Raw genomic sequence first — 18,501 nt, 5'->3', positions numbered from 1 at the left:
CTGTCATATTGTCGGCAGGGTGAAGTGAAACGTCGCGCCGCCATCATCGTTCCGCCTGACGGCCATTTCGCCTCCATGCGCCTCCACGATGCGCTTGGAAATGGAAAGCCCCACGCCCATGCCTCCCGGCTTCGTGGTGACAAAGGGGGTGAACAATTGCGCCGCGATCTCGTCCGGTATGCCGGGCCCGGTGTCGGCAACCTCCACGGTGACCATGCCATCGCCGTTTGACGAGGTGCGCACCAGCAGTTCGCGGCGCTCGCATTCGCGCATCGCTTCCATGGCGTTGCGCATCAGGTTTGCCAGCACCTGCTGGATCTGCACGCGGTCCACCATCACCGTGTCGGCCCCCGGCGCGAAGTCGAAAACCGAGCGCACGCCCTGCTCGCGGGAGCCCGCCAGGGCCAGCGCGCCGGCTTCCTCCACCAGCCTGCGCACGTCCTCCGGCGCCTTCTCGGTTTCGCCCCGCGTCACGAATTCGCGCAGGTGCTTGATGATCTGGCCGGCGCGAAACGATTGCCGCGCGGCCTCTTCCAGCGCCTCGCGCATCTTGGCCGCAAGGCCGTCGTCGATGTCGCGCAACAGGCGGATGCAGCCCTGCACGTAATTGGCTATCGCCGAGAGCGGATGGTTGAGCTCGTGCGCGAGCGTTGAGGCCATCTCGCCCAGTTCGTTGAGCCGCGCCAGCCTGGCCAGTTCGCCCTGCACCTGGTGCAGGCGCAATTCCGACGCCTGGCGCTCGGTCAGGTCATGAATGAAGCCGGTGAAGTAGATGCTGCCGCCGAAGCTCATTTCGCCGACCGAAAGCTTCATCGGAAAGGTCGAGCCATCCTTGCGCCTGCCGACGACGACGCGGTCGCGCCCGATGATGCGCTTCTGATGGGTCGTGAAATAGCGGTTTATGTAGCCGTCATGTTCGGTGCGATAAGGCTCGGGCATCAGCACGCGAACGTTCTGGCCCAAGATCTCGGCTTCCGAATAGCCGAACTGCCTCACCGCAGCGGCGTTGAAGGTGATGATCGTTCCACCCGCATCGATCACCACGGTGGCGTCGGGAACCGTATCCAGGATCGAGCGCAGATGCGCTTCCCTCGCCTCGAGCTCGCGCGCGGTCTTGTCCGCAAGCCTTTGCGCGTGATGGAGCCTTTCTCCCACCCAGGCTATGGCAAGGCCCACCAAGGCAAACAGGGCAAACTGAAATGCGTCGGCGGGGACGCTGGGCGCGCCGCCGCCCAGATAGTATGCGGCCGGCAGTGACAAGGCGACTGCCACCAACCCTGGCCCGATGCCGCCGGCAACCGATGCCAGCAATATGGCGGGGATGAAGAGGATGAACGAGGCGCGGCCGTCGAGAAGCTGTTGCAGAGCGAAACGGATGCAGAAGGCCGCGGCAACCGACGCAAGCGCCAGGACATAGCCCGCCGGACCGTCGAAGCGGTTTGACACGACCTCATGGAGGAAACGGCCATACAGGCCTGAAATATCTCTCGCCGGCATGATGCGGGCACCAGGTTCGAGACTGGTTTTATCACATGATAATTAGGGCAACGATCAGGAAAAACCCGCCTCCGAACGCATGGGAATGCGGGTGATTTTAGCCCATTGCGACGCTGCAAGCCCGCCCTCGTGAGGGGGAAGGCGAGCCTCGGCTATGGCAATGTCCCACGAGGCGAAGAAGCGGCCTGCCTGAATTTAGGGCCCGGCCTGACGCACACTAGTAGCGGCCGCGGCGGCGGTCCTGGTCAGCTGGACATGAAGCGGTGCAGGCCGTTTTCGCCCAGCAGCGAACGGGTCACGCCGCCGAAGACCCACTCCCGCAATCTGCTGTGGCCGTAGGCGCCGGATACGACCAGATCGGCCTTCATCGACCGTGCATGGCTGGTAAGCGCCGCGCTGTCGTCGTGGCCGGCGATGATCTCGGCGCGTGCCTTGATGCCGTGGCGAGCGAGGTAGGCGGCGACATCCTCCACCCCTGTGCTCGAAATCGAACCTTCGGTTTCCTCGACAGTCACCACAGCCACTTCCTGCGCCAGGGTAAGCAGCGGAATTGCATCCGCCACCGCGCGCCGCGCTTCGCGCGTGTCCTTCCAGGCCACCAGCGCCTTGTCGGCCGCAAGGCGTTCCGCATCCAGGGCCGCCACCAGAACCGGCCGCCCGGCGTTCAGCACCAAGCTGCCGAGATCGGTGGAGCGATAGAGGTTTGCGCTGGCGCTCTTGTCCGGCGGGCCGGTGATGATGAGATCGGCCGAGCGTGCCGCCTCCGTGACATGGCGGGTCGGGATTGCAAGTTCCTCGCGCCATTCCAGCTCCACGGCGGTGCCGGCAAGCTGCTCCAGCTTCGTGCGCAGTTCGGCAAATTTCGCCTCTATGTTCTCGCGCTCGCACTCCACCAGTTCGCCGTCGAAAACCATGCCGTCGGCCGATGCCATAGGGGGCGGAACGTCGGCAGCGGCAAGCCCGATGAGCCGGGCGTCGAGCCGCTGCGCCAGATCCACCGCGAGCTTCATCAGCAGCGTCGAGCGGCGGTCGATGTCGAGATTGAGGAGTATGGTCTTGTACGCCACGGCATTTCCTTTCCTCGGGCGCCCGCCGACGGGCTTGCCGGTTCGATCCTATGCAACGTCAGGAAATCCATATAGGGCGCATGATGGCGCGCCTTGATCCGGGTCAAAATCGGCTGGCGCCTGCCGTATATGGCATCACTGCTGCTGTTGCAGCGACCTGATGTAGTAGGCGAGGGCAAGGATCCTGTCCTGGGCCGACAACTCGACCCCGTTTGGCGCGGTCGCCGGCTTGTTCTCCTGGCGAAACACATCGCCCCAGATCGGCATCATGCGCTCGCCGTGGCCCGGAACCATGAAGCGGCCGTCTATGGTCGCCACCACCTTCTCCATCGGGAACTTCCCGCCATTGTTCCGTTCAAGGGCGGTGAGGTCGGCGGGCTTTCGGGTAAGCACCTGCGCCATGATCCCGTCGCCCCGGCCGCGAATGCCGTGGCAGGCGGCGCAGAAGTTCTTGTAATACTGCTGGCCGAGCGACATGTCCTGCGCGAAACACGTTGCCGGCAGCAGCCCTGCCGCCAGCAACCATGATCCTGTAGCGATGGCCAGGGACCTGATGGTCTTTCTCATCACGTCCTCCCTTTTTGAGATGGATGGCACCGTTTGGCGGCCTCTGCCTTGACCCGGGTCAACGCGGCAAATCTTGTTCGGCGTCCGGGCTTTGATCCAGCGCAATGAAGGGGCTGCCCGGCTTCGCTAGAAAGACTTTGCGGCGTGGCAAGGAGTTTCGGAATGTTCTTCAAGACCGTGCTCTGCGTTGTCGGTGTTCACCAGTCGGATCGCGATGTCAGGCGGGCGATTAGTCTCTGTGCCGAAGTGCAGGCTCATCTGTCCGTGCTGGTCGTGTGCCTGGCGGCACCGCCGCCGGTCGGCGCCTATGCGGCGGTTCTGTCGGAGCCCTGGCTGCAGGAACGCGAGAACGACACTTCCGAACTCAAGCAGCGCGTCGAAGAGATTTCCCAGCTCACAGCGACCGCCGGCACCTCTTGCGACGTGAACGGCTATTATTCCGAGGTCGTCTGGGCTGACGAGGCAATCGGCCAGCGCGCGCGCTACGGCGACCTGACGCTGATTGGCGCCGAACTGCTCGATGACGGCGATTTGCGGGCAGCCGCCATAGGCGGAGCCTTGTTCGAATCCGCCCGTCCGGTGCTGCTGATGCCGGACGGCAAGGTCCCGACCTTGCGGCCGAAGACCGTCCTCGTCGCCTGGGATTCGCGCATTGAGTCTGCCCGCGCCGTGCACGAGGCCTTGCCACTTCTGCCCGGAGCGGAGCGCGTGCACGTCACGCTTGTCGATCCGCAGGCCGGGCTCGACCTGAGCGGTCCGGAGCCGGGCGCCGATGTCGCGACCTATCTGGGCCGCCACGGCATCAAGGTCGCGGTGGATCATCTCCCGGGCGGCGGGCGCGCCGTGGCCGACGTGCTTGCGCAGCACGCGATGGATCTCGACGCCGACATGATCGTGATGGGGGCATATGGCCATTCGCGCCTGAGGGAGCGCCTGTTCGGCGGCGTGACCAGGACGATGATCGAAAAGGCCAACCTGCCGGTTTTCATGGCTCACTGACGGGAACTAGCCCCGACGAGGGTGGGTACCCGCCGGCTCGTCGGCGGGGGCGACCTCGATGGCCCGGCGACCCGTGACGGTCTCGACCAGGATGCGATAGAAGATGTGGGTGGAATCGCGCACTACCGGCTGCGGACCGGGCTTCAGGCCGCCCGGCTCCCACCAGTTCGGAAATTCATGCAGCAGCGTCCAGGCGTGGTTGCGCTCGCGTTTCCACTGCGGGGTGTCGGTCAATTCCTCGAAAACCCCGTAGACCACGACGCTGCGCCACTCGCGGTGCTGGGAAAACTCATCGACCTGGATGCAAACGTGAGGGTTGGCGCGCATCCAGTCTATCTTCTGGCCGGGCATCGAGAAACTGTAGAGGCAATCATTGGCATAGGCGAAATGGATCGGCACCACATAGGGGCGGTTTTCTCTCGCGCAGGCAAGGCGGCCCAGCCGAGATGCCGAGATCAGGTCGATGCTCTCCTGCCACGTCATTTCCTTCAATAACATTGCATAACCTGCCTGTGTTTCGGGAAGCGTCACGGCCGGCCGCCAGCATGCGACCGGCCAGTGTCCAAGGGGCCCTCACCTGCAGGCGCGGGCAACCCTCCTGGCCAGTTCCGCGCCCATCTTGGTTCGATGGGCGTGGCCGAGCTGTATCAATTCCTTGCCGTCCGGCTTCTGCGATACGATCTCACATTTCTTGGAATCGGGCTTGTGAACCACGAAATACTCATTCGCCGCGAGGGCGGTGGTTCCGGTCAGGGAAAGCACCGCGCCGACCATCACAAGTTTCCGTAACATGGCATTGCTCCGTTTCGGATAACGCGGTCCGTCGAAGCCGGACCGGGCAAAAATTCTATAGGCGCCGCAAGGAGTCGCCTTGATCAGCGTCAATGGACGGCCAATTCGGCCTCCGCGTCCTGCAGCACGGGCCACAGCTGGCCGGGACCAAGTGCTCGCAGCGCATTGACGATGACCGCGACATCTATCGCTTCCTGAAACAGCGCTCCCGCCACGGGCGTCAGATAGCCGAATGCGGCCGCCACCATTCCGGCGCCTGACAAGGCGAGGCCCACCACGATGCTCTGCAGGGCGATGGAGCGGGTGCGCTGGGCGATCGCCAGCGCTTGCGCCACCCGGTCCAGCCGATCCACCAGCACCACCACGTCTGCCGCTTCCGAAGATGCCGTGGCGCCGCGCGCGCCCATCGCAATGCCGAGGCTGGCCGCCGCCAGCGCCGGAGCGTCATTGATGCCGTCGCCCACCATCATCGTGGGCTGGACCGCCGTTTCGGCCAGCACGGCGTCGACCTTTTCGGCCGGGCTGCGCTCTGCGAGAACCTCGTCGAGGTCAAGCTCGGCCGCCACCGCGCGTGCCACGGCCTCGTTGTCGCCGGTCACCATGATCATGCGCGAAACCCCGGCATCGCGCAGGCCCTGAAGGGCCTTCGGCGTGTCGGGGCGGATCTCGTCGCCCATCACGAGAACGGCCGCCAGCTTGCCATCGACCGAAAGGTAGAGCGTCAGCGCCGCCATGTGCCGGCTCGCGGCCGCACTGCCTTCGGCCCAGTCGGGCAACTTCATGCCGGCGCAGACAAGGCTGCGGGACCCGGCGCGGACCTTCCTGCCGTCAACAAGGCCCTCGATTCCCGACCCGCGATGTTCCTGGACCATGCTCGGCTGCGAGAGCGGCAAGCCCCGTGCCCGCGCGGTGGCGATGAGGGTTTCGGCAAGCACGTGGTGCGACGCCTGCTCCAGCGATGCGACCAACCGCAGCGCTTCATCCGCCTCGACGCCAGGCGCGGTCTTCATGCAGAGAAGCTTGGCGCCGCCTTCCGTGAGCGTTCCGGTCTTGTCGAACACGGCGGTGCGGATCCCTGCCAAAGCCTCCAGGGCAGCGCTGCCCTTCATGAGCACGCCGGCCTTGGCCGCGCGCGAAACGCCGCCGATGAAGGCCACCGGCGCGGCCAGGATAAGCGGGCAGGGCGTGGCCACCACCAGCACGGCCAGCGCCCGCACAGGGTCGCCCGAACCCCACCATGCCGCTCCGGCGACGACCAGCGTTGCCGGCAGCAGAAGCAGGGCAAACCGGTCGGCCATGCGCATGAAGGGGGCCTTGGCGGTCTGCGCCGCCTCCACCATCCGCACGATGCCGGCATAGGTGCTGGCACCCGCCTGCGCGGTGGCCCGAAAGCGAAAGGCCTCGCCCGCGTTCACCGTGCCGCTGCGCAGCGTCTCGCCCTTGCGGCGGGTGGCCGGAATGGGCTCGCCGGTCAGGGCCGATTCATCGATGGTCGCGCTCGTGTCGAGAAGCTCGCCGTCGACCGGCAGGACCTCGCCGGCGCGCACCAGCAGCTCGTCGCCGATCGCCACCTGGGCAACCGGAACATCGACAATCCCGTCGCTGGCCTTTCGATGCGCCACGCGCGGCGTGCGATCGGTCAGCGAGCGCAGGTCGTGCTCGGCCCGGCCGCGGGCAAAGTCCTCCAGTACGTTGCCGCCCGAATACATCATGGCGATGACCACGGCAGCGAAAGGTTCGTCGAGCGCAAGCGCGCCCGCCATCGAAAGCAGCGCAATGGCATCGACGCCTATCCGTCCGATCCAGAAGTCGCGAAGAATCGAGATGGCTAGCGCGGCGATGACCGGCACCACTGCCGCAGCCCAAATCCAGCCGGCATCCACCGGCCAATCGAAGACGTAAGCCGCGGCGCCAACGACGAGCCCGACGCCGGCAAGCGTCAGAAGCGATCGATGAAACAGGCCTTCGTTCAAGGGCGCGGTCTCTGCTTTCGCTGGGGTGCGGCCCGGTCAGAGCCCGTCGACGATTTCCTTCAGCAGGCCGCGAACCTTCGAGGCAATGTCGGCCAGTTCCGGATTGCCGACGGAGGCCATGGACGCGACCGGATCTATGGCGCAAACCTCTATCTCGCCGGGGGCTCTCTCCATCACCGTCACGTTGCAGGGCAGCATGGTGCCGATCCTGTCCTCTGCCTGAAGCGCGCGATAGGCGTAATGCGGGTTGCAGGCGCCAAGGATCGTGTACGGCCTGAAGTCGACGCCCAGCTTGCGCTTCAACGTGTCGCGCACGTCAATGGTCGTCAGGACACCGAACCCCCTGGCCGCCAGAGCCTGGATCACCCTTCCCACGACAGCGTCGAACGGCCCGGGCAGCGACTTGCTGAGATAGTAGCTCATGGCATGTCTCGCGAGCAAAACGCGGCATTGCAGGTGCAGTGCCTGTCCCGCAAGCGCGCATCCGCGTTGCTATAGTCCCGGCAAATCCTCCCGGCCTTGATCTGGCTCAAGCTTAGCCGATCCGGCCGGATGTCTCCGCGCGCTCGTAGCTGGCGGTTCGGTCTTTGAGGGCCAGGATTGCGTTCACGATGGCGGTCGGCGTGCCGGTGGCGTCCACCCGCTTCCAGCCGATTTCTCCCGCATCGCGCCCAAGCTGCTGCTGCACGATTTCGGCCGTGGCATCCGACGCCCCTCCCGTGCGTTCGCCCACCCGCCGCAGGAGCGTGCCGGCGTCGGCCTCGAGCCAGATGCCGGTGAATTCCGCGCCGCTTTGCGAAGCCGCAGCTTCGATCAGCGCGCGGTTTTCGGGCCTGTCGAACACGGCATCGGCCACCACCGATCCGCCTTGCTGCAGCACGGCCTGAGCCCGGTCGGCGAGCGCCCGATAGACCTTCGCAGAGACTTCCGGTCGATAGGCTTCGACGGCGAGGCGGGTTTCGGCCGAGACCCCGAACATCGCCTTGCGCAGCCGGTCGCTCTCGACCAGGCGGGCCCCCGGAGGTGCGCCGATGCGAGGCGCCAGTGCCTCCGCGATGGTGGACTTTCCCGATCCGCTCAAGCCCCCAATAGCCACGATGGCGGGTGGCACGCGCTCCAGCAACGCGTCGGCCAGCTCGAAATAGGAGCGCGCCGCTGCCACCAGCTCCTGCGACTTCGGTTCGCTTTCCTCGACCTGCGTGGCGGTGACATGCGCGCGCACCGCTGCCCGCACAGCCATGAAGAACGGCAGCAGCGCAAAGCCGTCGTCGTCGCCGGTTTCGTCCAGATAGCGGTTCATCACCACATTGGCGAAGGCGCGCAGGTCGCGATGCCATAGGTCCATCAGCAGGAACGCCAGGTCGTAGAGAACGTCCACGGTGGCGATCCGGTCGTTGAACTCGATGCAGTCGAACAGCCTCGGGGCACCGTTGAACATGCAGATGTTGCGCAGGTGAAGGTCGCCATGGCAGCGGCGGATCTTTCCGGCGTCGGCGCGGCGGTCCAGTGCGGCGGTGTGGCGATCCAGTTCCATCCGGAACCTGGCGGCGCTGGCGCGCACTTCGTCGGGCGTGAAGACGTGGCTGGTGGAAAACCCGGCTTCGTTGATGTCGAGCACGGCCCGCATGCTGGCCGCCCCCTTCTCACGCGCCCGGGGCGCCTCGGCGTGAAACTGCGCCACCATGTGGGCGACTTCCTCCATCAGCTTCGGCGTCAGTTCGCCCGCCGCCGCCATCCGGTCGAACAGACAGTTTTGGTCGAAGCGCACCATCTCCACCACCGCCTCGACCAGCTCTCCTGGGACGTCGAAGGCGAGCTTTCCGGTGTTGTCGCGCACGATGCGGCGCACGCCGAGATAGAGGCCGGGCGCCGTCGCGGAGTTCAGCGCCACCTCCTTTTCGCAGGTTGCCATGCGCAAGTCGGGGGTCGAGAAGTCGACATAGGGCAGCCTCACCGCCCGCTTCATCTTGAAGGCGCGGTTTCCGGCAAGGAAGATCAGCGAGATATGCGTCTCGATCACTTCGACAGGGCCCGTGAGCCGAAAGGTCTCCGGCCTGCTGAGGAAGTCGACAGCCGGCGTCTGATCGTCGACGATCATGGAAAGCGGCCGCCTGGATAGGCCGGGCTCAGTCGCTCAGGTTTTGAAGGATGTCCCATCTCAGGATCTCGACGCTGCGCAGGCCGTGAAGGCGGATGGCTCCGGTTTCCCGAAACATCGAGAATACACGCGACACGGTTTCAATGGCGAGGCCGAGATAGTCGCCTATGTCCATGCGCGGCATGGGCAGGTCTATGCGGCTGGTTCCGCCCTGCCTTTCGGCCATGTTGAGCAGAAACGCCGCCACGCGCTCGGCGGCGGCCTGCCGGCCCAGCACCAGCAGGTGGTCCTGCGTGCGTATCAGGCTGCGAAGCGCCAGCGGAAGGAGTTCGCGGGACATTTCCTCGCACGAGGCCAGAGAGAATTTGCGGATGCCGGCCGCATTGATCGCCTCGGCAAAGAAGCGGTGCGTGGGGTCGGCCTCGAAGCCGAAGATCTCACCGCTGAGATGAAAGGCACTGATCTGCCGGCGGCCATCCGCCATCAGCCGGTAGACGCGAACGGCTCCGAACACGACCTGATAGACGTAGCCGGCCGCTTCGCCCTGCGCATAGATTTCCGCGCCGGCGGGAAAATAGATGGTCTGCTGGCAGGGCGAGAAAAGCGAGGCGTGGTGGCGGCTGGCGGCGTCAGGCTCGTTGAGCACGGACACGTTGCGGGAATTCGCATAGGCAAGCATGGGACGGCCTCCGGGAGTTCTCCGAGGCGATAGAATTGGCGCTTATATGCCGGGGCGGAATTCGGTTATGTCCGTACGTGGAAATACGTAGTCGCGTGGAGAACCTAACGAAAAGAGGTCTGCGCGTCGGTACGGGACATCGCCAGCCGCACGGTCTCGACCAGCGTGCTTCCCAGAAACGGCTTGATCAGCACCTTGGCGTCGGGAAAACCGGTCAGGTCGGGCAACGGCAGAAACCTGTCGGCAAGCAGCACGATGGGCCGGGCGGACCGTCCAAGCTCCTTCCACGCCGAGACGCGTCCCCGCATCGCGTCCTCGTCGACGACGGTGCAGCCTGCCGAATTGGCGCGGGGGGAAGCTATTGCCTTCGACAGGTGGGCGTGCGGTTCCACGTCGAAGCCCTCGGCTTCGAGCACGAACACCAGCGACCTTCGAAATCCTTCGTCGGAGGCAACGACCAAGATCTTGCCGATGGTGGCCAAAGGAATGAGTTCTCCCACTGCCGACTTGCAATTCCGAGTGATAGACGGCTTCGCACAAGCTTGCCTTGCGTCAGGTCAAATCGGCAGTGGGAGGTGGATTGATATGGCGCACCGGAGAAAGCCGCGCGCCGGGTGGATGTCAGAGGTTGGCGGGTTCGCCCCTCAGAAGCTGGTTGGTGTCGAAGGGGCGGCGGGGGTATTGCCGGCGAGCCATCCGCTCTGCGGCCTGCATCATGAGCAGTCTCACGTCCTCGGCGCGGACACCGTCGCGCGCCATCACCTTGTGAACGACCGGGTCGCTCAGGAGGTCTTCGAGTGTCGTATGGTACGGGCTCTGCATTACTTCCTCCAAGTGCTTCCTGAACCCCTAGGTAGGGTATGCCTCGACCATTGCCACCCTATGACGGACCAAATTTCCGCACCGGCCCGTCGTGCCCAGCCGCGGCCGATGTCAGCCGGGCGGGTTTCCCGGCGGAAAATGCGACAATCCGTCCGGGGGCCTTCTGCGGGCGCGCGCGGCGTATTTTTGGCTTGCCGCCCATCCCGAGATCGCGCATGTGCTGTGCCGTCCCGAGGAAGACCCATCATGACCCAGACCAGCGCCCAACCATCTGCTCCGCTCGACGACGCCACGCTTGCCAGGATCGAGGCCATAGCCGGGCCTGTGCTGCGTGAGGAAAAGCTTCGCGACTGGGATCCGGGATACCACGCCGACAATTTCGCGGCCGGTGCCGCTGTGTCGCCGCGCTCGGTCGACGAACTCTGCGCGCTGCTGGCGCTGTGCCATGCCGAGCGTATTGCCGTGGTCACCCATGGCGGCCGCACCGGACTTGTCGGCGGCACGGCCTCGGCGCCCGGCAGCCTCATCGTCAGCACCCGCCGCCTGAATGGCGGCATCGAGATCGATCCCGTCGGTCGGGTCGCCATCGCCGATGCCGGGGTGACGCTGGAGGCTCTGCAGCAGGCGGCGGCCGAGCATGGCCTCAGCCCCGGCATCGACCTGCCCTCGCGCGGCAGCGCCACGCTTGGCGGCCTCGCCGCCACCAATGCCGGCGGCATCGAGGCCTTCCGCTTCGGCACCATGCGCGACCGCCTGCTCGGCTGCGAGTTCGTGCGCGCCGACGGAACGCTGGTCAGCGATCTCGCCCGCGTCCTGAAGAACAACACCGGCTACGGCCTCACTGACCTGATCGCCGGTTCGGAAGGCACGCTCGGCATCATCACCCGGCTTGCGATCCGCCTCGAGCCGTTGCGGCCGGTGGCCGCCACGGCGCTGTTTGCCTTCGCGACCATCGAGGAGACGCTGGCCGTCGCCCGGAACCTGCGCGACCGTTTCGGCGACCGCCTGCGCGCGGTGGAGATCCTCTGGCGCGAATATGCCGAAACCATCGCCGCCCAGCACGGCCAGTCGCTGGAGGCCATCGGTATTGGCGAGGGCGCCTTCCTGCTCCTGGCCGAGACCGAGGAGACGCCGGAGGGCGACGGCCAGGACAAGTTCCTCTCCCATCTCGAGGCGCTGTTCGAGGAGGGGCTGGTCAGCGAAGCCGTCCTGGCGCAGAACAACAGCCAGCGCGACTTCTTCTGGATCCTGCGCGAGGATGCCGACGTGCTCTTCCGCGTCTGGCCGCACGTCCATTCCTTCGACGTCTCGGTGCCGCTCGCCAATCTCGGCGCCTATGCCGGCGATATCGAGCCGAAGCTGAAGCAGCTTGCCGATCCCGTCGGCGTCTACATTTTCGGCCATCTCGCCGACGGCAATCTGCATGTCATGCTCGGCCTCAACGATGACCTGCCGCATGAGGCGATGGAGGCGATCCTATATCCCGGCCTCACCGAAATGGGCGGCGCCTTCTCGGCCGAGCACGGCATCGGCCTGGAAAAGCGCGAAGCCTTCGCGCTCTACAACAGCGCGGCCAAGCATGAGACGATGGCGGCGATCAAGGCCGCCCTCGATCCGCGCGGCATTCTCAACCCCGGCAAGATCTTTTCCGCCGAGCCGCACTGACGCGCAGGCAAGGCGGGGCTGCCTAAAGCCTCGCCTTGGTGCTGCGCGGCGTTGCCAGAAGCAGGTTTGTCTCGCTGCCGGTGATGCCGGGTATCAGGCGGATGCGGCGCAACGCCGCGTCGAAATCCGTCAGGGTGGCCGTGCCGAGTTCGGCCACCAGGTCCCAGCGCCCGTTGGTCGTGTGCACGGCCGACACCTCCGGAAAACCGCCCAGCGCGCGGATCACCCTGTCGGCGGCAACGCCCTCGATCTCGATCATCATGATGCCGCGCACCGGCTGGCCCACGGCATCCGCGCGCAGGATCACCGTGTAGCCGATGATTTCGCCGGCCTTCTCCAGCCGCTCCAGGCGGGCGCGAACCGTGGCGCGCGACACGCCCAGATCGGCCGCCAGATCGGAGATGCTGCGCCTGCCGTCGTGGCGCAGCAGCGTGATGAGCTTTTCGTCCAGGGCATCCATGGCATTCTCATTTTGGCAAAATGGCCTGCCGAAATGATAGGCAATGCCGGTTTGATTGCCAATTCAGCCTGTTCATTTCGCCAGCGCAAGCCGCTTCAATGCGACCTGATTGTTATCGGGATTTTCGGGGTCGCATGCACTGCAGGATCGTCGGCGCTCCGGTTCAGGATGGAACCGGGCGCATGGGTTGCGAGATGGGGCCAAGCGCGTTGCGCACGGCAGGCCTTGTTGCCGCACTTGCTGAACTGGGCCACACCGTCGCCGATCTTGGCGCGGTTGTGCCAGAAGCGTCGCGTGAGATCGAGCACGCCAACCAGTCGCTCAAGGCGCTCGGCGCCATCTCGGCCTGGACAGGGGTGATCGCCGAAGCCGCCTATGCCGCCAGTGGCGAAGGCATGCCGATCTTTCTTGGCGGCGATCACAGCATCTCGGCCGGCACGGTCTCCGGGGTTGCCCGCCGCGCGGCCGAAATCGGTCGGCCGCTCTTCGTGCTGTGGCTCGATGCTCATCCCGACTTCCACACGTTGGACACCACCACCAGCGGAAACCTGCACGGCGTGCCGCTTGCCTATGCGACCGGCCAGCCCGGCTTCGAAGGCTACCTGCCGCCGCTTGCGGCCACGGTCGATCCGCACCGGGTCTGCGCGCTCGGCATTCGCAGCGTCGACCCGGCCGAGCGCGTCGCGCTGAGCCGCGCGGGTGTGATGGTGCACGACATGCGTGCCGTGGACGAGCACGGCATCGCGCCGCTGCTTCGCGCCTTCCTGGAGCGCGTCGCGGCAGAGAACGGCCTTCTGCATGTCAGCCTCGACGTCGATTTTCTCGATCCTTCGATCGCGCCGGCGGTCGGCACCACCGTGCCGGGCGGCGCCACCTTCCGCGAGGCGCACCTTGCCATGGAAATGCTGCACGACAGCGGGCTGGTCACCAGCCTCGACCTCGTCGAACTGAACCCCTTTCTGGATGAGCGCGGCCGCACCGCAACCCTGATGGTCGATCTCACCGCGAGTTTGATGGGGCGCCGCATAATGGACCGGCCCACGAGGAGTTATTGAAATCATGCTGCCCAAACTGAACATCGTTCCCTTCGTCAGTGTCGACAACATGATGAAGCTGGTCCTGGCCATCGGCGTCGAACGCTTCCTGAAGGAACTGGCCGGCTATATCGAGGAGGATTTCCGGCGCTGGGAATCCTTCGACAAGACGCCGCGTGTCGCGTCGCACAGCCATGAGGGCGTCATCGAGCTGATGCCCACCAGCGACGGCCATCTCTACGGCTTCAAATACGTCAACGGCCATCCCAAGAACACGCGCAGCGGCCGCCAGACCGTGACGGCATTCGGCGTGCTGGCCGACGTCGGCTCGGGCTATCCGATGCTGCTGACGGAGATGACGATCCTCACCGCGCTGCGCACGGCGGCGACTTCGGCGGTGGCCGCCAAATATCTGGCGCCGAAGGGCAGCGAGTGCATGGCCATCATCGGCAACGGCGCCCAGTCCGAATTCCAGGCGCTGGCCTTTGCCACCTTGCTGGGCATCAGGAAGCTGCGCCTGTTCGACATCGACATCGAGGCCAGCCGCAGATGCGCGCGCAACCTGGCCGGCATGGGCTTCGACATCACCATCTGCACCTCCGGCGAGCAGGCGGTGGAAGGCGCCCACATCATCACCACGGTGACAGCGGACAAGCAGTACGCCACCATTCTCACCGACAACATGGTCGGCGCCGGCGTTCACATCAATGCGGTGGGCGGCGACTGCCCCGGCAAGACCGAACTGCATCACGACATCCTGCTACGTTCGGAAATCATCGTGGAATATCCGCCCCAGACGCGCATCGAGGGGGAGATCCAGCAGCTTTCGCCCGACCATCCGGTAACCGAACTCTGGCAGGTGATTGCCGGCAGGGCGCTCGGCCGCAAGGAAGAGACGCAGATCACCCTGTTCGATTCCGTCGGCTTCGCCATCGAGGACTTTTCGGCGCTTCGCTATGTGCGTGATCGGCTGGAATCAACTGGCCTCTATGAAGAGCTCGACCTCCTGGCCGACCCCGACGAGCCGCGCGATCTGTTCGGCATGCTGCTGCGCGCCAAGAAGGCTTCGGAAGCGCCGGTCGAAGTCGCCTGACGCCAGCGGCGCCACGCCGGCACACACATTACGAGCGGGGCCTTGGGAGCCCCGCTCGTCCTATCGCCCGCCTATAATCTCGGCTGACCTTGCTTCGCGGCTGCCTTGAGCGGCCGCGGCGCCAAGGTCATGAGTGCCTGCCCCAGTGATGGCGCTGCCAGGTGCCGGCATCATGAACCAGCCTTGCGATCAGCAGCAGCACCAGCGCCCCAATGACAGCGTTGATCGACCAGGCAACGAGTGCGGTGCCGATCGTCAGGCCGATCTTGGGCAGAAGCCATGTGCCGATGAATGCGCCGACCACGCCGATGATGAGGTCGCCGACCATCCCGAACCTGGCACCCTGCACGATCTGATCGGCCAGCCATCCGCAAACCAGGCCAGCCACCAACACGATCAGAAGATTTTCGACTGACATGTACATCATGTGCCTCCAGACTTCCCAGGAGACGGACGCCTTTCGATGCGTCGCACAGGCAACCACTCCTGCGGCCAGATGCTACGTCCGCGTCAGGACAAAGACTGTGCAAAATTGCTCACTTCACGAATTTTGTGCATCGTTTCCATGGGCTTGCACCCCTGCCGGCGCGCCCTCAATCCTTGGAGCGCGGCTGCTCGTGCAGAATGACGTTGAACAGCGAGGGGTGGACCTCGATGGCGCCGTTGTAGTCGATGAAGCCGAGCCTGCGAAACTTGTTCATGAAGAAGCTGACCCGGGAGCGGGTCGTGCCGATCATCTCCGCCAGTGTTTCCTGGCTGATCTTGATGACGATGGGCTCGGGCTTGCCCTCCTTGCCGAAATTGGCAAGCCGCAGAAGAACCCGGGCCAGGCGCTTCTCGCTTGAATTGAACAGCTGATCGACCAGGTCGGCTTCGACGCGCAGCGTCCGGTCCAGCAGATGCGCGATGAACTGCTCGGCAAAGTCGGGATCATTGTGGATCAGGCGCGCAATCGCCGCCTTCTCGAAGCGCGCGACCGAGGCTTCGGTCATCGTCGTCGCGGTTGAAATGCGCTGCTTCTGACCGGCCAGGCAGCCTTCGCCGAAGAAGTCGCCAGGGCCAAGAATTGCGATCACCGCTTCCTTGCCCTGTTCCGAAACAACGGTGATCTTCACCTTGCCCTGCTGAAGCTGGAACACGGCGTCGGCCAGGTCGCCTTGCGAAAAGACGATCTGGCCTTTTGCGTATCTGCCGATGCTGCGCCCTTCGCCAATCCTGGTGAGAAAGGACACGGCATCGAATGGCGGTTTGCGCCTGTTTGCCATGGCAGCCTTCGCGTTGCAGCCGGACGACGAAGCTTCTGTAATCATAATGTTCCCGAGCCGCCGGGGCAGGGTCAATGTCGCCGCAGAGCTGCTGCGGCAAACACGATTGCGTGCAGGTCGTCCGCTTTCGAACTAACGTGCGCGGAACGCGGCGCCCGCGACGCTGTTACCTCGTCGGCGTCGAGTGATCCGGCCGCTAGCCATGAGCAACTTTGCTCACCCGGCAATGCGCGGCGGCCCGATACTCACGCTTCGGAAAGATTGCCGAACCGGCAGGGAGGAGCGACCAAAATGAACCCCATCACCTTGTTCCTGAGCGCCGTTTGTATCGCCATCGGCGCAGCGTTCATCGCCTCGGGGCACCCGAGCCTGGGTGTTCCGTTCTTCGTTCTGGCCGTCATCGTTGCCGCCGCGCTGAAGATGGCCAACACCTGGGAGAGGTTCGTCATCCTGCGCGCGGGCAAGCTGCTGGGCGTCAGGGGACCGGGGCTTTTCCTGATCATCCCGGTGGTCGACAATGTGGTGGCGATCATCGACCAGCGCATCCAGACCACGGCCTTCAGCGCCGAGCAGGCGCTGACAAAAGACACCGTTCCGGTCAATGTCGACGCGATCATCTTCTGGTTCGTCCATGACGCGCAGAAGGCAGCGCTCAACATCACCAATTTTCGCGAAGCCATCGACCGGGTCGCCCAGACTTCGCTGCGCGAGATGATCGGTTCGGCGATGCTCTCGGCGCTGCTCTCGGAGCGCAATGCGGCAGACCAGCTGCTGCGCAACGAAATCAGCCGCAAGACCCTCGACTGGGGCATCTCGGTGAAGTCCGTCGAGATCCGCGACGTGGCGATCCCCGTCGCATTGCAGGATGCGATGTCCAGGCAGGCCCAGGCCGAGCGGGAAAAGCAGGCGCGCGTGATCCTGGGGTCCGCCGAGGCTGCCATTGCAGGGCAGTTCGTCGACGCGGCAAGGACCTACGCCGACAATCCCGGCGCCATGCAGCTGCGCGCCATGAACATCATCTACGAGACCACCAAGGAGCGTGGAACGACGATCCTGATGCCAACCTCGATGGTGGACAGCATGAACCCCGCATTCGCGCTGGCACTGGCCGGCAGGGATGGCGGCGCGGCCAAATAGCGTTCCGGGAGAAGCGCCAGGTCAGGCTTCGCAGGCGGGCGCTGGCTCGACTTCGCGGGGCTCGGGGCGGGCGTCGAGATACGGGCTCTCGAACTCGAGCCGGGCAAGCGCCCGGCGCACTTCCGGCGCGGACATGAACAGCTTCCACAAAAGCCCTGTCCGATAGTTTTCCGTCATGACGACGATGGGACCCTGGTTGATCGCCAGATAGGTCCTTGCGTACCAGTTCCGGTTTTCCGAGAAGGAATCCACGAAGCCGAACCGCCCCCAGATGCGTTTGCGCGGCTTGTCCATGAAATAGCGCAGCGCCTGCATTGCTTCGGCGGGCACGTAGGGCAGGCTGGCGATTGCGGCGCTGGGTGTGATGACGCCGATGTCGAAATCCGGCGCGTGGGGGGCATAGCCCGAGGGCCCGTGGCTGGCGGTCAGCCCCCAGCAGGCCGGACCGTAGCCGTTGTGGCCGTGCGGGTTGGCGACGCAATGGGCATGGTTGATCTGCGCATGCCGCACGTTCTGTTCCCAATAATCCGCGTGGCGGTCTCTCAGGCCGCGCGGGTCGAGGCCGCAGAACGAGTAATGCGCCAGGAAAAGCGGGCCGCCATAGTCCATGCCCAGGGGCAGCTCGATCCCGTAATACGACCTCCCGTTGCGGAACCCGGGACCGGAGGCAAAGCACTCGTGATAGGTGGCGGGATCGATCGGATAGCTGTCCGAGCCCGTGGCCAGGATGTAGGCGACGAGGCACTCGTTCCAGCCTGCCACCCTGTGGTCCATCGCCCAGCCGTGATTGGGGCTCCAGTGCCAGTAAAGGTGCTGGCCGCCTCGTGTGAACCAGTCCCATTTGGCCTGTGCCAGAAGCTCGTCGATCTGCTGGCGCAGGCTCGATTCCGCTCCCTCGCGTCCGTTGAAATATTGGCGGGCACAGATCAGCCCTTGGAACAGGAAAGCCGTCTCTACCAGGTCGGCGCCGTCGTCCTTGCGGCCGAAGGGGATCGTCTCGCCCGTGCGTCCGTCCAGAAAGTGCGGGAATATCCCGTGGAAGCGGTGGGCCGTGCGCAGGAAGGCAAGCATCGTGGCAATGCGTTCGACGGCTTGCTTGCGCGAGATCCATTCTCGCTCCACCGCCACGATGATCGCCATGACGCCGAAGCCGGTGCCGCCGACAGCGACGAGGTCACCCTTCGGATCCCCGGTGGTCTTCTGGCGATCACGAGCCAGGCCCGATGCCGGGTGCGCGCCCTCCCAGAAGAAGCGGAACGTCTGCCGCTGCACGTTCTCGAGCAGCTCGGCATCGTCCTCCTCAAGCTCGGGAAAATAATCGATGGAAGCGTTGAGCTGCATCCAATTTGGCCA

20 protein-coding genes are annotated in these 18,501 nt (G+C 64.9%); 5 read left to right on the top strand and 15 right to left on the bottom strand.

The annotated features are described in order from the left end of the window. Positions 1–3 precede the first annotated feature (3 nt). From ABLE86_RS16330 to ABLE86_RS16320, 3 genes are all read right to left on the bottom strand, one after another. Complete coding sequence (locus ABLE86_RS16330) at positions 4–1,497, bottom strand: PAS domain S-box protein (protein WP_348780026.1); 1,494 nt, start codon at positions 1,495–1,497, stop codon at positions 4–6. A gap of 245 nt (positions 1,498–1,742) precedes the next feature. Further along, positions 1,743–2,564, bottom strand: coding sequence for a universal stress protein (locus ABLE86_RS16325; protein WP_348780025.1), 822 nt, complete (start codon positions 2,562–2,564; stop codon positions 1,743–1,745). Positions 2,565–2,699: 135 nt separating this feature from the next. Then, a complete protein-coding gene (locus ABLE86_RS16320) occupies positions 2,700–3,131 on the bottom strand; it encodes a cytochrome c (RefSeq protein WP_348780024.1) in 432 nt (143 codons plus the stop codon). 162 nt (positions 3,132–3,293) lie between these two features. Between ABLE86_RS16320 and ABLE86_RS16315 the strand changes: the two genes are divergently transcribed. After that, positions 3,294–4,130, top strand: coding sequence for a universal stress protein (locus ABLE86_RS16315; RefSeq protein WP_348780023.1), 837 nt, complete (start codon positions 3,294–3,296; stop codon positions 4,128–4,130). Between the two features lie 6 nt (positions 4,131–4,136). Here ABLE86_RS16315 and ABLE86_RS16310 read toward each other — a convergent pair whose 3' ends face one another. The 8 genes from ABLE86_RS16310 to ABLE86_RS16275 form a co-directional block, all read right to left on the bottom strand. Then, positions 4,137–4,628 carry a pyridoxamine 5'-phosphate oxidase family protein gene (locus tag ABLE86_RS16310; protein ID WP_348780022.1) on the bottom strand — a complete coding sequence of 164 codons (492 nt, stop codon included), beginning with the start codon at positions 4,626–4,628 and terminating at the stop codon, positions 4,137–4,139. A 75-nt stretch (positions 4,629–4,703) separates the two neighbouring features. Next, the gene (locus ABLE86_RS16305) at positions 4,704–4,922 is read right to left on the bottom strand and encodes a hypothetical protein (RefSeq protein WP_348780021.1); all 219 of its coding nucleotides are present in this window, start codon (positions 4,920–4,922) and stop codon (positions 4,704–4,706) included. 89 nt (positions 4,923–5,011) lie between these two features. After that, positions 5,012–6,895 (bottom strand): heavy metal translocating P-type ATPase, encoded by a 1,884-nt coding sequence (locus tag ABLE86_RS16300; RefSeq protein ID WP_348780020.1) that lies wholly within the window; start codon positions 6,893–6,895, stop codon positions 5,012–5,014. A gap of 36 nt (positions 6,896–6,931) precedes the next feature. Next, complete coding sequence (locus tag ABLE86_RS16295; protein WP_348780019.1) at positions 6,932–7,318, bottom strand: DUF302 domain-containing protein; 387 nt, start codon at positions 7,316–7,318, stop codon at positions 6,932–6,934. A gap of 112 nt (positions 7,319–7,430) precedes the next feature. Beyond that, a complete protein-coding gene (locus tag ABLE86_RS16290; protein ID WP_348780018.1) occupies positions 7,431–8,993 on the bottom strand; it encodes an AAA family ATPase in 1,563 nt (520 codons plus the stop codon). 28 nt (positions 8,994–9,021) lie between these two features. Further along, a complete protein-coding gene (locus tag ABLE86_RS16285; protein ID WP_348780017.1) occupies positions 9,022–9,672 on the bottom strand; it encodes a helix-turn-helix domain-containing protein in 651 nt (216 codons plus the stop codon). 104 nt (positions 9,673–9,776) lie between these two features. Then, positions 9,777–10,154, bottom strand: a complete 378-nt coding sequence (locus tag ABLE86_RS16280; RefSeq protein ID WP_348780016.1) for a hypothetical protein — start codon at positions 10,152–10,154, stop codon at positions 9,777–9,779. Positions 10,155–10,293: 139 nt separating this feature from the next. Then, a complete protein-coding gene (locus tag ABLE86_RS16275; protein ID WP_348780015.1) occupies positions 10,294–10,494 on the bottom strand; it encodes a hypothetical protein in 201 nt (66 codons plus the stop codon). Positions 10,495–10,740: 246 nt separating this feature from the next. Between ABLE86_RS16275 and ABLE86_RS16270 the strand changes: the two genes are divergently transcribed. After that, on the top strand, positions 10,741–12,159 hold the full coding sequence (locus ABLE86_RS16270) for an FAD-binding oxidoreductase (protein ID WP_348780014.1): 1,419 nt from the start codon (positions 10,741–10,743) through the stop codon (positions 12,157–12,159). Positions 12,160–12,181: 22 nt separating this feature from the next. Here the strand turns inward: ABLE86_RS16270 and ABLE86_RS16265 are convergent, their stop codons facing one another. Continuing rightward, positions 12,182–12,619, bottom strand: coding sequence for an Lrp/AsnC family transcriptional regulator (locus ABLE86_RS16265; RefSeq protein ID WP_348780013.1), 438 nt, complete (start codon positions 12,617–12,619; stop codon positions 12,182–12,184). Between the two features lie 134 nt (positions 12,620–12,753). Between ABLE86_RS16265 and rocF the strand changes: the two genes are divergently transcribed. Beyond that, positions 12,754–13,674 (top strand): arginase, encoded by a 921-nt coding sequence (rocF, locus tag ABLE86_RS16260; RefSeq protein WP_348780012.1) that lies wholly within the window; start codon positions 12,754–12,756, stop codon positions 13,672–13,674. A gap of 4 nt (positions 13,675–13,678) precedes the next feature. Continuing rightward, positions 13,679–14,746: an ornithine cyclodeaminase gene (locus ABLE86_RS16255; RefSeq protein WP_348780011.1), complete on the top strand. Its 1,068-nt coding sequence runs from the start codon at positions 13,679–13,681 to the stop codon at positions 14,744–14,746. A 127-nt stretch (positions 14,747–14,873) separates the two neighbouring features. Here the strand turns inward: ABLE86_RS16255 and ABLE86_RS16250 are convergent, their stop codons facing one another. Beyond that, a complete protein-coding gene (locus ABLE86_RS16250; protein ID WP_348780010.1) occupies positions 14,874–15,164 on the bottom strand; it encodes a GlsB/YeaQ/YmgE family stress response membrane protein in 291 nt (96 codons plus the stop codon). A gap of 175 nt (positions 15,165–15,339) precedes the next feature. After that, positions 15,340–16,011, bottom strand: coding sequence for a Crp/Fnr family transcriptional regulator (locus tag ABLE86_RS16245; protein ID WP_348780009.1), 672 nt, complete (start codon positions 16,009–16,011; stop codon positions 15,340–15,342). A gap of 291 nt (positions 16,012–16,302) precedes the next feature. Between ABLE86_RS16245 and ABLE86_RS16240 the strand changes: the two genes are divergently transcribed. Next, the gene (locus tag ABLE86_RS16240; protein ID WP_348780008.1) at positions 16,303–17,148 is read left to right on the top strand and encodes a slipin family protein; all 846 of its coding nucleotides are present in this window, start codon (positions 16,303–16,305) and stop codon (positions 17,146–17,148) included. 21 nt (positions 17,149–17,169) lie between these two features. Here ABLE86_RS16240 and ABLE86_RS16235 read toward each other — a convergent pair whose 3' ends face one another. Beyond that, on the bottom strand, positions 17,170–18,489 hold the full coding sequence (locus ABLE86_RS16235; protein WP_348780007.1) for a glucoamylase family protein: 1,320 nt from the start codon (positions 18,487–18,489) through the stop codon (positions 17,170–17,172). Positions 18,490–18,501: the final 12 nt, after the last annotated feature.

It is taken from the genome of Mesorhizobium sp. KR2-14, assembly GCF_040049255.1.
Classification (GTDB): domain Bacteria; phylum Pseudomonadota; class Alphaproteobacteria; order Rhizobiales; family Rhizobiaceae; genus Pseudaminobacter.
This window is presented reverse-complemented; position numbering and strand designations above follow the sequence as displayed.